The organism is Streptomyces sp. CA189 (assembly GCF_056428985.1).
In genome coordinates this window covers 403,144-415,222 of record NZ_JBWJVM010000001.1, presented here as the reverse complement: position 1 = coordinate 415,222, position 12,079 = coordinate 403,144, and the positions used below count along the sequence as shown (strand labels likewise).

The 12,079-nt window shown below is 72.3% G+C and carries 9 protein-coding genes; 4 read left to right on the top strand and 5 right to left on the bottom strand.

Annotated features, from left to right (window positions below; translation table 11 throughout):
• Positions 1 to 111: 111 nt before the first annotated feature.
• Complete coding sequence (locus AC061S_RS01975; RefSeq protein ID WP_478684021.1) at positions 112 to 2,202, top strand: PhoX family protein; 2,091 nt, start codon at positions 112 to 114, stop codon at positions 2,200 to 2,202.
• An 88-nt stretch (positions 2,203 to 2,290) separates the two neighbouring features.
• On the opposite strand, the gene AC061S_RS01970 is transcribed toward AC061S_RS01975, so the two are convergent.
• From AC061S_RS01970 to AC061S_RS01955, 4 genes are all read right to left on the bottom strand, one after another.
• Positions 2,291 to 3,511 carry a sensor histidine kinase gene (locus tag AC061S_RS01970; protein ID WP_478684020.1) on the bottom strand — a complete coding sequence of 407 codons (1,221 nt, stop codon included), beginning with the start codon at positions 3,509 to 3,511 and terminating at the stop codon, positions 2,291 to 2,293.
• A gap of 53 nt (positions 3,512 to 3,564) precedes the next feature.
• On the bottom strand, positions 3,565 to 4,290 hold the full coding sequence (locus tag AC061S_RS01965; RefSeq protein WP_478684019.1) for a hypothetical protein: 726 nt from the start codon (positions 4,288 to 4,290) through the stop codon (positions 3,565 to 3,567).
• Positions 4,291 to 4,597: 307 nt separating this feature from the next.
• The gene (locus tag AC061S_RS01960) at positions 4,598 to 6,619 is read right to left on the bottom strand and encodes an FUSC family protein (protein ID WP_478684018.1); all 2,022 of its coding nucleotides are present in this window, start codon (positions 6,617 to 6,619) and stop codon (positions 4,598 to 4,600) included.
• A gap of 92 nt (positions 6,620 to 6,711) precedes the next feature.
• On the bottom strand, positions 6,712 to 7,539 hold the full coding sequence (locus tag AC061S_RS01955; protein ID WP_478684017.1) for a hypothetical protein: 828 nt from the start codon (positions 7,537 to 7,539) through the stop codon (positions 6,712 to 6,714).
• A gap of 121 nt (positions 7,540 to 7,660) precedes the next feature.
• Here AC061S_RS01955 and AC061S_RS01950 point away from each other — a divergent pair, with 121 nt between their 5' ends.
• From AC061S_RS01950 to AC061S_RS01940, 3 genes are all read left to right on the top strand, one after another.
• Positions 7,661 to 8,143, top strand: a complete 483-nt coding sequence (locus AC061S_RS01950) for an RrF2 family transcriptional regulator (RefSeq protein WP_478684091.1) — start codon at positions 7,661 to 7,663, stop codon at positions 8,141 to 8,143.
• Between the two features lie 33 nt (positions 8,144 to 8,176).
• A complete protein-coding gene (locus AC061S_RS01945) occupies positions 8,177 to 8,572 on the top strand; it encodes a RidA family protein (RefSeq protein ID WP_478684016.1) in 396 nt (131 codons plus the stop codon).
• A gap of 71 nt (positions 8,573 to 8,643) precedes the next feature.
• Positions 8,644 to 9,057, top strand: a complete 414-nt coding sequence (locus AC061S_RS01940; RefSeq protein WP_478684015.1) for a hypothetical protein — start codon at positions 8,644 to 8,646, stop codon at positions 9,055 to 9,057.
• Between the two features lie 87 nt (positions 9,058 to 9,144).
• Here AC061S_RS01940 and AC061S_RS01935 read toward each other — a convergent pair whose 3' ends face one another.
• Positions 9,145 to 11,901, bottom strand: coding sequence for a right-handed parallel beta-helix repeat-containing protein (locus tag AC061S_RS01935; RefSeq protein WP_478684014.1), 2,757 nt, complete (start codon positions 11,899 to 11,901; stop codon positions 9,145 to 9,147).
• Positions 11,902 to 12,079 lie beyond the last annotated feature (178 nt).

Sequence of the window (12,079 nt, the reverse complement as noted above, 5' to 3'; positions counted from 1 at the left end):
ATTCACCGGGCGTTCACCCAGCGGCCGCCGCTTCGGCGCAACCCGCCCATAGCGTCACCGACGGATTGTTCCGACACGTTGTCGGGGACCGTGCATCTACGGAGGACACTCGTGCGCAAGCTCCTGCCGCTCATCGGCACTTCTCACGGGGGCGGCCGTTCCGCTCTCACCTGCCGCTACCGCTGCGGCGACGCCTGCTTCCACGAGGTGCCGAACACCAGCGACAACGAGTACGCCGGCGATGTCATAGCCCGCGCCTACTCCCGCCGCGCGATGCTCCGCTCGGCCGCCGTCGTCACGGTCGCCTCGGCCGCCGGCACGGCCATCACGCTGAGCGGCAACGGTTCCTCCGCCTCCGCGGACCCCACGGTCGAGGTCCAGCGCGCCGGCGCCGGCGGGGTCAACGCCGAGGGTGCCCGCGGCCTGCGCTTCAAGCCGGTCGCGCCGAACACCGCCGACCAGGTCACCGTTCCCGAGGGTCACGAGCAGAACGTGGTCATCCGCTGGGGCGACCCGATCATCAAGGGCGCGCCGGGCTTCAACCCGGACAACCAGACCGCCGCCGCCCAGGCCGGTCAGTTCGGCTACAACAACGACTTCCTGAGCCTGCTCCCGCTCGGCGGCGCCTACGAGCGCCAGCAGCTGCTCGTGGCCAACCACGAGTACACCGACGAGCAGCTCATGTTCAAGGCGTACGACGCGGCCAACCCGACCCGCGAGCAGGTCGAGATCGCCTGGGCCGCGCACGGCCTGTCCGTGGTCGTGGTCCAGGAGGACCACCGCAGCGGCAAGCTGACCGCCGTCAACCGCCACCGCCTCAACCGCCGCCTGACCACCACCAGCGAGTTCAAGCTGACCGGTCCGGCCGCCGGCTCCGACCTGGTGAAGACCTCGGTCGACGCCACCGGCACCAAGGTGCTCGGCACCCTCAACAACTGCGCCGGCGGTACCACCCCGTGGGGCACCACCCTCCACGGCGAGGAGAACTTCAACCAGTACTTCGCCAACGCCGGCCTGGTCACCGACCCGACCCAGGCCGCCCGCCTGAAGCGCTACGGCGTGACCTCCGGCGCCACCGAGCGCAAGTGGGAGCGGTTCGACAAGCGCTTCGACGTCGCCCAGGAGCCCAACGAGTCCCACCGCCACGGCTGGGTCGTCGAGCTGGACCCGTACGACGTGAACTCCGTCCCGCGCAAGCGCACCGCGCTCGGCCGCTTCAAGCACGAGGCCGCGCAGCCCCGCCTGACCGAGGACGGCCGCCCGGTCGTCTACATGGGCGACGACGAGCGCTTCGACTACTTCTACAAGTTCGTCTCGTCGAAGCAGATGAAGAAGGGCGACTCGCGCGCGGCGAAGGAGCACAACCTCACGCTGCTCGACGAGGGCACCCTCTACGTCGCCAAGCTCACCGGCGACTCCCCGGCCGCCGAGATCGACGGCTCCGGCAAGCTCCCCTCGGACGGCGAGTTCGACGGTTCCGGTGTCTGGATCAAGCTGGCCACCGGCAACGTCTCGCATGTCGAAGGCATGACCGCCGAGGAGGTCTACGTCTTCACGCGCCAGGCCGCCGACAAGGTGGGCGCCACCAAGATGGACCGCCCCGAGGACGTCGAGCCGTCCCCGCGCACCGGCCGCGTCTACATCGCGCTGACCAACAACAAGGACCGCGGCGCCGCTGGCAAGGCCCCCGCCGACGAGGCCAACCCGCGCAACCTGAACAAGCACGGCCAGATCCTGGAGCTCGCCGAGAACTTCGACGACCCGGCCGGCGACGGCTTCGCCTGGCGCCTCTTCCTGGTCGCGGGTGACCCGAACGACCCGGCGACCTACTTCGCGGGCTTCCCGAAGGACAAGGTCAGCCCGATCTCCTGCCCGGACAACGTGGCGTTCGACCCGCACGGCAACCTGTGGATCTCCACGGACGGCAACCAGCTCGGCTCGCACGACGGCCTCTTCGGTGTCGCGACCGCCGGTGACCGCCGCGGTGAGCTGAAGCAGTTCCTGACCGTTCCGCGCGGTGCCGAGACCTGTGGCCCGATCATCCAGGACAAGCGCGTCCTGGTCGCCGTGCAGCACCCGGGCGAGCTCGACGGCGCGTCCGTCGAGAACCCGCAGTCGGCGTGGCCTGACGGCCCCGGCAAGCTCGTCCGCCCGTCGGTCGTCTCGGTGTGGCGCAAGGACGGCAAGAACATCGGAGTCTGACGTCTGACGTCTGAGCCGAGGTGAGTTGACCCGAGGGGCGCCGGTCGATGTTTGTTGATGTGTCACGTGAAACATCGACCGGCGCCCCTCAACTGCCTTCCGGCAGGCGCCCGACCGGCAGCAGGAGCGTGGTCACCGCGCCCCCGTCGGGGGCGTTGGAGAAGCTCAGCTCGATCTCCAGCACCGCCGCGTGTCCGGAGGCGATGGTCAGGCCGAGCCCGTGGCCGCGCCCGCGTCCCGGATCACCGGTGCGGAAGCGCTGCGGGCCCTGCTCGATCAGCTCGGCCGGATAGCCGGGCCCGTGGTCCCGTACGGTCACCAGCGGGCCGGTGACGGTCACTTCGATCGGCGGCCGCCCGTGCTTGTGGGCGTTGGCCAGCAGGTTGGCCAGGATCCGGTCCAGCCGGCGCCGGTCGGTGAGCACCACCGCGTCCCGCTCGATCCGCACCGCGACGGGCAGCCGGGTGCCCGCCGCCGCCCGCTCCACCGCGCGGCCGAGCTCCACCCGGGCCAGGTCGGCCCGTTCGACGCCGGAGTCCAGCCGGGAGATCTCCAGCAGGTCCTCGGTGAGCAGGTGCAGGGCGTTGAGCCGGTCGTTGATCATCTCCTTGGGCCGGCCCTCGGGCAGCAGCGCGGCGGCGGCCAGGGATCCCGTGAGCGGGGTGCGCAACTCGTGCGCGACGTCCGCCGTGAACCGCTTCTCCGCCTCCAGCCGGGCCTGGAGCGATGCTGCCATCGAGTCGAGGGCCTGCGCCACGTCCCGTACCTCGTCGCGGGAGCGCGGTCGGGTCCCCTCCGCGCCGGCCGGGAATCCGACCCTCGCGTCGAGGTCCCCGGCGCTGATCCGGCGGGCCACGGCGGCCGTGGTGGCGAGCCTGCGGCTGATGCGGTTGGCGAGGAAGAGACCGGCGAGGGCCACCAGCCCGGCGGCGAGGACGGCGGAGACCAGGATGGCGGCGTCGGTCTCCCGGAGCCGGGTGCGGGTGCTCTCGTAAGGGACCCAGACGGCGAGGGCCTTGCCGTCGGCCGGCCCGGCCGCCCACATGACGGGTTTGCCGTCCTGGGTGCCGGTCATGCTGCCGGTCATCCCGCGCGCGACCAGCTCGCGCAGCGGGGCCGGGAGGCCGGGCGGGTCGAGGGCGCTGTTCCCGTCGCCGTGCGCGGTGCCGTACTCGTACTGGCTCAGGGCGTAGTCCAGCTCGCGGTCCACGTCCTTGCGGACCTCGCCGACGAGCTGGCGGGCGACCACGTTGTGCACGAGGATGCCGAGCACGGCCGCGACGGCGCAGCACACCGCGGTGGTGGTCATGGCGATCTTCCAGCGCAGGCTACTCGTCCGGCCCATCGTGGTCCCGGCCCCCCTCAGCCCGTGCCGGCACCCGTGCCCGGGGCCGGGCAGGGGGAGGCGTCGCCCTGGTTCGGGCACTCGTCGAGGGTGAGCTGGTCGAGGTTCATGATCTCGGCCTCCGGGTCCCACACGTAGTCGGAGATGGAGACCTTCTTCGGGTTCGAGGTCGGCTCACGGACCGCCAGGTGCTCGGCGGCGACCTCCACGCCCTCCAGGACCCCGCGCCGGGACAGGATGCGGGCGATCGTCCCGTCGTCCCGGACGGTGTAGACGCGCAGTTCGCTGACCCGGCCGTCGATGTCCAGGGCGGTGATCAGCTCCGCCCTGCCGTTCCCCGTCACATCGGCGAGCACCGCGGGCCGGACGGGGCAGTCGGGGCCGCCGTCCACAGCCTGTGTGCAGAGCGCGACGCGCTGGATCGCGCGGGGGTCGACGAGCCGGCCGGTGCCGGCGTCCGCGGTGGTGGCGGCGGTGACGTCGGCCCGTACGACGTCCACGGCGTTCACGCCCCGCATGGACAGCTCGGGCACCTTGGCGAGGCCCGGGACGGCGGTGGCCGTGCCGGGCTGCTGGCCGGGGGCCGGGGGGTCGGGGCGGATGTCCTTCCACAGGGTGCGGGGGGCGCGGGCGGTGCCGAGGTCGCCGTCGCTCTGGAGGCCCTCCACGTCGGCGCAGCCCGCGGCTGCCGACAGGGCGGCCGCCAGGAGGAGGGCCCGGCTGCGCCGGAGGAAGGGCCTCATGTGCTGATGCTCTCCCGCCTTGGGCGGGGTGGCCCGGGGGCGGGGCCATTGGGGGGACGGCTCGGCGCCGCTGCCTGGGGCTCCGCCCCCGGGCCCCCGCGCCTCAAACGCCGGCGGGGCTGGATTTGGGCACGGCCCGGTGGGTGTGTGCGGCGCCGTGCCGGGGGCCAGCCCCCGGACCTCCGCGCCTCAAACGCCGGCGGGGCTGGATTTGGGCCCGGCCCGGTGGGTGCGCGCGGCGCCGTGCCGGGGCCAGCCCCCGGACCTCCGCGCCTCAAACGCCGGCGGGGCTGGATTTGGGCTGGGTTCAGTCGCGGGTCGGGTTCGCGATGGCTCTGGCTGCTGCCAGTTCCTGGCGGACCGGGGAGAGGACGGAGGTTTCGTCGACCTCGGGGGGTGGGGTGGGGCGGAGCAGGGTGGGGGTGTCGACTCGGCGGACGCCGTGGGCCAGGGCGCGGAGGTCTTCGGCGATCGCCTCGACCTCGTGCGGGCCCGGGGGGTGTGCGCCGTGGTTGACGCGGACGCGGGCGGCCGTCGTCGCATCGACGATCCGCTCGACGGCGACCACCAGCGGCCACCACGCGGCGGCCCGTTCCCCGGTCGGCGGCGGCTCGGTCAGCGCCCGCTGGAACTCGCTGCGCACGCCCGACAGCTCCCGGTAGATGCGGCGGCGGGCCTGGAGCCGGGCGGTACGGGCCGCCCGCTGGCCGGCATCCGTGTCGGGGGCGGAGCCGAAGGCGTGCTCCACGTACCGGGCGGCGTCGTCCACCGCGTCGGCGAGCCGGTCGCCGATCCGGGTGTGCCAGCTCTCGGGCCAGAGCAGGTACCCCGCGATCAGGGTGATGGCGCAGCCGATCAGGCTGTCGAGCAGCCGGGGCCGGACCAGGTCGAAGCCCTGGTGGTTGAGCAGGTCGGACAGGAGCAGGATGACCGGGGTGATCGCCGCGGTCTGGAAGGCGTACCCCTTCACGGAGAAGACGGGGATGAGGGCCGCCAGGACCACCATCACCGGCACGTCCCACCACCCCCGCGGCACCTCCGAGAGCACGGCGGCCGCGACGACGAGCCCGCCCGCGGTGCCGAGCGCGCGCAGCACGGCCCGGGAGAACACCGAGCCGAAGTCGGGCTTGAGGACGAAGGTGACGGTCAGCGCGACCCAGTAGGAGCGCTCGATCTCCACCACCGATACGAGGGACTGCGCCAGCCCGATGCACAGCGCGAGCCGCAGCCCGTACCGCCAGGAGGCCTCGGAGAACATCATGTCGCGCACCGCCCGGCGGGCCCGGACCCGGAGCGCGGCGGGGCGGCCGAGCCGGTCGTCGACGTTGTGCATGTCCGGCTCGGCCAGCGGCACGATCGTCGCGGCGTGCCGCAGGGCCGCGTCGATGGCCCGCTCGGACTGGCCGTCCGGCGCGGGCAGGTCCAGTACGGGGGTGTCCGTGCGGCCCTCCTCGACGGCCGCCGCCAGGTCCCGCACGGCTGCCGGGATCGCGGGGGAGAGGGGCCTGCGGCGCAGGTGCGCGGCGGGCGCGGCCTCGACGAGCGGGATCAGCACGTTCAGCTGGGCCAGCATCCGCACGAGCGAGGGACTGTGGCCGTGCACCCGGGCCCGGCGGCCCAGCACCAGGTCGTAGGCGTGGTTCAGGGCCTGGGTGACCTGCTGGCGGCGCTCCTCGTACGCGGGTCCCGGTCCGCCCGCCGCCTCCAGGGTGTCGGCCAGGGCCCGGTACGCGGCGGCCACCGCGGCCCGCTCCGGCTGCCGGCCGCGCAGCGGCCAGCCCAGCAGGGTCAGCAGCAGGACGAGCAGTCCGCCGGCGCTCAGCAGCAGGGGGGCCGTCCACCAGGGACTGGGCATCGGCAGGCCGGCGCCGACGACGGCGTTCAGCAGGAGCAGCAGCCCGGAGACGGAGGCCACCGTGCCGATGGAGGAGATCATCCCGGAGACCAGGGCGATCAGGGTGAGGACGCCGACGGCGACCCAGCCGTGCCCGAAGACCAGGGTGCCCAGGGCGACGCCCACGGCCCCGAAGAACTGGGGCACGGCGATGTTCAGGATCCGCATCCGGTAGGCGTCTGCGGTGTCGCCGATGACCCCGGACAGGGCGCCCATCGAGACGAGCGCGCCGTACTCGGGCTCGTCGACGGCGAAGCCGACGGCCAGCGGCAGGGCCAGGGCGACGGCCGCGCGCAGCGTGGCGGCCCAGGGGATCGGCGCGGAACTCGGCCGCAGCCCCTTCAGCAGCCAGGCGGGCGGGGCCAGCGGACTGAACCGTCCGGCCGCCTGCCCGGCCCGCCCGGGCGGTATGTCTTCGGTGCGTTCGGTGCTCATTCCCGCTTCCGTGCCGCCGCTCGTGAATCGGTTCTTCTGTGCTGTTCTACGGGATGTTCTACGGATTTGCGTGCCAATCCGCCGTTCCGAGCTTATGGGGTGCGGCGCAGTCGGCCCGTCAGCCAGGCGGCCAGGGCGACGGTCAGTCCGACGGCCAGCACCACCCAGGTGGTGGTCCGCAGGAACGCGGTGAGCGCGTCGTACACCGCTTCGGCGGCCGCCCGGTCGATGTCGGCCGGCAGGTCGTCCAGGGTGAGGCGGCGGCACAGGACCACCGCCGCCCACAGCAGGACGGCTCCGGCGGCCAGCCCCAGCCCGGTGGCCAGGACGGCCCGGCGGCGCCGGACGGCGACGGCGATGGCCGCCGCGGCCAGCACCACGGTGAGCACGGGAAGCCAGACGCCGGCGATCTGGAGCATGCGGAAGCCCTTCCGGAGCGCACCGAGGTTGTCGTACTCCATGACCTTCACCGAGAGGTGGGTCTCGGGGATGCGGTCGGCGAACGGCACCCCGTTGTCAACGAGATCGCCCTTGACCCGGGCGATCACGGGCGCGAGGTCGATGGTCACGGCGTTGCCGTCGCCGGTGGTCAGTGCCTGGAGGAAGGCGCCGTGGGCGGCGCGGTTCGCGGCGTCCCAGGCGGTTTGGTAGGCCGGGGTGCCGACGAAGGAGTGCAGGGCCTCGCCGAGCAGGGCGTCGACCCCGCCCTGGAAGGGGCCGGCGTCGATCTGCCCGGAGAGGGCCCGGCCAGCCTGGGTGACGACGAGGTTCTGCACGGCGGGATCCGAGGCGAGCGGGGACATGGCCGCGGTGTAGCGGTCGGCGCTGCCGAGTTCGTGATCGGCCCAGTACGCGACGGCGCTCGCGGGCACCAGCAGGGCCACGAGCGCGATGAGTACCGCCGAGAGGAAGGTCCGCACGTCACCAGGGAAAGGGGGCGGGGCGCGCGGCGCGAGCCGGGTTGCTGCGCCCGGGTGGTGCGGGCCGGGCGTGTCTGCCTTGCCTCCCTTAATCTGGACATCTAATATCCAGATTATGAAGATGAGCGAGGGCGTCGAATGGGCCCTGCACAGCTGCCTCAACCTGGCCTGGAGCGGTGAAGGCCGGGCGGTCTCGGCGGCCCGCCTGGCGGCGTGGCACGAGCTGCCCGCCGCCTACCTCAACAAGCAGCTCCAGGCCCTGGCCCGGGCGGGCATCGTCACCTCCACCCCGGGCCCGCGGGGCGGCTTCCGCCTCGCGCGCCCGCTCGACTCCATCTCGCTCATGGACGTGGTCGCCGCCGTCGAAGGGCCGGACGAGGCCTTCCGGTGTGCGGAGATCCGGCAGCAGGGCCCCGGCGGCCCCGGCGGCGGCGAGGAGCCGCCCGCGGCCGACTGCGCCATCGCCCACGCGATGGGCCGGGCCGAGCTGGCCTGGCGCCGGGCGCTGGCCGCCCAGACCCTCGACGAGATCCGGCAGCAGGCCGAACGGCAGGCCCCGGAGGCCCCCGAGCGGCTCCGCGCCTGGCTGGCCGCCGCCCGCTAGCCACCCTTCGGACAACTGACCCAGGAGCTTGGAATGACGCGCAGCATCACCAACCCGGCAGAACTCCACGACCCCACCGGCTACGGCTACAGCCACATCGTCTCCGCGCCCGGACAGCAGGTGTTCATAGCCGGCCAGTACGGCTCCGACCCGGCCGGTCACGTGGTCTCCGACGTGTTCGACGACCAGGTCGGGCAGGCCTTCGCGAACCTCCGCACCGCCCTGGAGGCCGTGGGTCTGGGCCTCGGCGACGTGGTCCGCATCGGGACGTACGTCGTCGGGCACGACCAGCGGAAGCTGGAGGTGCTGCTCAAGCACCTGAACGCCGCCTGGGGCACCGAACTGCCCGCCCAGACGCTGATCGGCGTGGCCGCGCTCGCCCTGCCGGACATGCTCTTCGAGATCGACGCGGTGGCGGTGCGGGCGTAGGTCGCCGACTGCTCCGGTTGCCGGTCCCGGGTTGCGGGTGTGCCCTGGAGGATGGGAGAGAGGAGCCCGTCATGGCACATGCGGCACCCACCGCCCCCCGGGGGCACCGGCAGCCGGCGTCCGGTACGGCGGCCCACACGAGCAGGTCCGCCCTGGCGCGACCCCTGCTCATGGGACTGGTCTACGGCGTCTACGCCGCCTTCATGAAGCGTCAGATGGGGCCCGTCGACGCGGGCAACGTCTTCTACGGGATCCTGTGCGGCGCGATCTTCGCCGCCTGCCTGGTGGCCCTGGCCCGGATCGGCCCGCGGCTGGCGCAGGAGCCGCACGCGGCGGCGTACGCGATCTTCGCGGGGATCTCCTTCGGCTACCTGTACAGCCTGGCCGGCGAGTCCATCCTGAAGAGCTCCGGCCTGGGCCTGCTCGTCGGCGCGGGCGTCGGCGCGGCGGCCTACTACCGCTATCACACGCGCAACGCCTCGTAGGCCGTCCACCCGGCCCGCGTACGCCGGAGCCCCGGCCACCCGCCGCGTGCGGGGGCCGGGGCTCCGGCGTACGTGCTCGGGGTGGGGTCAGCCGGTGGTGAAGTAGCCGAGGAGGTCGGTGATCACGTGGTTGGAGCCGCCGTAGCTGTTGAAGATGCTGACCTTGCCGCCGGTTCCGACGGGGGTCATGACGTGGTTCGGGACCGTGACGCCAGGCAGCGTGTTGAGGCTGCTGGCGCCGGGCCGGGTGGCGCCGAAGGCGTACGCGGTGAGGAAGCCGGGTCCGGTGGAGTCGGTCGCGGTGACGTTCAGGGCCGCGCCCACGGCGTTCGCCGGGAGGCCGGGGACGGTGGTGGTGGCGCCCGGGGCGACCTTGCCGGTGGTGCGGGTGTCGGCCAGGCGCTTCGGGATGGCGGGAGTGAAGAGGGTCTTCCCGCTCATGCCGTAGTAGCCGACGGTGTCGAGGACCAGGTGGGTGGAGCCCGAGTTGGTGAAGAGGGTGATCGTGCCGTCGGGGCCGACCGGGACGATCGCCTGGTTGGACTTGTCCTTGCCCGGCTCCACGTTCAGGTTCGAGGTCTTCGGACGTTTCGCCGGGTCCGGGTAGGCGATCACGTGGGCCTGCTCGGTGGCGCCGGTGCTCGTCAGGTTCAGAGTCACGGCGGTGGCATCGGCGGGGACGCCGTTGACGCCGGCCACCTTGACCGTGCGGGTCTTGCCGCCGCCCAGCGCACCACCCGACGTACGGGTGTCCATGACCCGGCTCGGGGTGAGCGGGGAGAAGCGCCGCCCGGAGTTCGGCTGGTAATAGCCGACGAAGTCCACGATCAGCGAAGCCTTGCCGGAATTGAGCTGGGCCTGGACGGTGCCGCCCCAGCTGACCGGGACGGTGACGGTGTTGGAGGAGGTGCTGCCTCTGACGACGTTGACGTTCGAGGTCTCGGGGCGGGGCTGGCCGGAGGGCCAGACGGTGAGGTGGGTGTCCTCGGTGGCGTCCGTGACGGTGACGTTCACGACCGCCGCCGACATGCTGAACCACGGAGGGATGCTCGGCCCTTCTTCGGTGCCGAACTCCACGAGCCTGGGGACCCCACCCTGGACGGGCTGCTTGGTGATACGGGTGTCGAGCACGCGGAGCGGTTCTTCGGCCGTGTAGCCGGACGGCGCGTAGCCCACCGTCACCCTGCACTTGGCCGTGGACTTCACACCCTTCAGGTCCTCTACGGTGGCCGTCACTTCGTACGTGCCGGGCAGCTTGTAGGAGTGGCCGAAGGCGCCGAGATCCGAGCGGTAATCGCCGGTGCCGTCACCGAACTGCACGTCCACCCGCTTGATCGGACCTTGTGAGGAGGTCATGGTCGTATCGACCCTGACACCCAGCGGGTGGACATACAGATCCGGGTGATCCGGGTCCGGCAGGCTCGGTGTGGCGGTGACGACGGTGGTCAGAGGGCCGGGGACGGTCGCCCGGATCTGCTGCTCCTCGGAGACCTTGGTACCGGCGCGGTTGTACGCCGTCATCTTGACCGTGCAGAGGCACGGGGAGCTGTACGCGTGGGTGGCGGTGAACTCGGCCGTGCCGCCGGGGCGGACGACGGCGGGGGCCGTCCCGTCACCGAAGTCCACCTTGTACGTCATCTCCGTGGGCCAGATGCTGTCCGAGCCGCCCCGTACCGTCACCGGTGTGCCCACCGTGGCCCAGGGCTGGTCGATCTTCATCCATGCCGAGCTCAGGCCGTCCTGGGCCTCGCGGGCCCCGCGGTCCAGGTAGCCCCCGTTCTTGCCGGTGTTGGGCACGCGGGGGTCGTCCGCCATCGGCTCTTCGGTGAAGTCGACGGGCAGTACACCGGGTGCCGTCGCGTCGGCGGAGTCGACGAGGATCGAGCTGGCGGTCATGCCCACGTGGGTGGGGAGCAGGATGTCGTGGGTGCCCTGCCCGGTGGCGGCCAGGAACGCCGCCGCGCTCGGGTACGCGGTACCGGCCCAGCGGTAGGGGACGGTCGACACGCCCTCCGCGCCCGCGATCAGGTTGTAGTCCGCGCGGGTTCCGGCTGCGGCGCTCTTCGACACGGAGAGCTGGGTGAGCGTGCAGTCCACGTGGTCCGAGTCGGTGCGGAGCAGGTTGTTGAACAGCGAGGAGCCTGTCGAGGTGCCGCTGATGGAGAGGGTCGTCGGGCAGTTGCCCTTGCCGCTCGCGGGGTGACTCGCACTGAAGATGCTGTTGTTGGTGATGACGGTGCCCGGAGCGTCCACCACAGAGAGAGGCGGTGAGGCGCTCCTCACGTAATTGCGGCTGAGGACGGTGCGCTGGGACCCGCCTTCGATCCGGGTGCCGCCGATGCTGCTCCGGCTGACCCGCACGTCCGTGCTTGCCCCGCTGACCGAGAGCGAGGGTCCCTCCGGATAGTGGGAGACCCTGTCCAGCACCACGTTGTGGGAACGGCTGATGTGGATGCCGTCGCTGACCCGCCCCCCTCGGAACACGATGTGGGAGGCCCCGCTGATGGCCAGGGTCCCGACGTTGTCGGTCCAGCCGACGCCATCGTCGACGAAGGCGAATGTGATCGGCTTGCCCGGCTCTCCGGAGCGCTCGATCGTGAGGCTGCTCACGTACTGGTCGTGCGCGTTGATCCGCACGGTCTGCCCGGGCCGGACCACCTTGATCGCTGCGCCGATCGTGCAGAAGGGGGTGTCCTTCGAGCCGGACAGGTGGTCCCGGCAGTACCTGTCCTGCTTGTCCACATACAGGTAGGGCGGGGGCTCGGCGGCGGCCGCGGAGGCCGGTATGCCGAGAAGGGCGACGAGGCCTGCGGTGAGCAGGGCGGTCGCGCGGGCAGGACGCACCAGCGAAATCCTTCGGCGAAGAGCGGTGGGGATCGAGCGGGAAGCGCGGCGCCGAGCGGCGGTTGCCCCGCCGTTCCCCCCTGCAACGGCCGAGCGCATACGGAACCCCGAGATGCGGCTCATGATCGCTGGTCAGGGCAGGTTTTGTCACGGGGGACAACTCGGCTGAGCAGTACTT

What these genes read in the sequence shown, in the direction of transcription:
- AC061S_RS01970 (WP_478684020.1), bottom strand. Translation starts at nt 3,511, where the DNA reads ATGACCACCACCGCGGTGTGCTGCGCCGTCGCGGCCGTGCTCGGCATC.
- AC061S_RS01965 (WP_478684019.1), bottom strand. Translation starts at nt 4,290, where the DNA reads ATGAGGCCCTTCCTCCGGCGCAGCCGGGCCCTCCTCCTGGCGGCCGCC.
- AC061S_RS01960 (WP_478684018.1), bottom strand. Translation starts at nt 6,619, where the DNA reads ATGAGCACCGAACGCACCGAAGACATACCGCCCGGGCGGGCCGGGCAG.
- AC061S_RS01950 (WP_478684091.1), top strand. Translation starts at nt 7,661, where the DNA reads ATGAGCGAGGGCGTCGAATGGGCCCTGCACAGCTGCCTCAACCTGGCC.
- AC061S_RS01945 (WP_478684016.1), top strand. Translation starts at nt 8,177, where the DNA reads ATGACGCGCAGCATCACCAACCCGGCAGAACTCCACGACCCCACCGGC.
- AC061S_RS01940 (WP_478684015.1), top strand. Translation starts at nt 8,644, where the DNA reads ATGGCACATGCGGCACCCACCGCCCCCCGGGGGCACCGGCAGCCGGCG.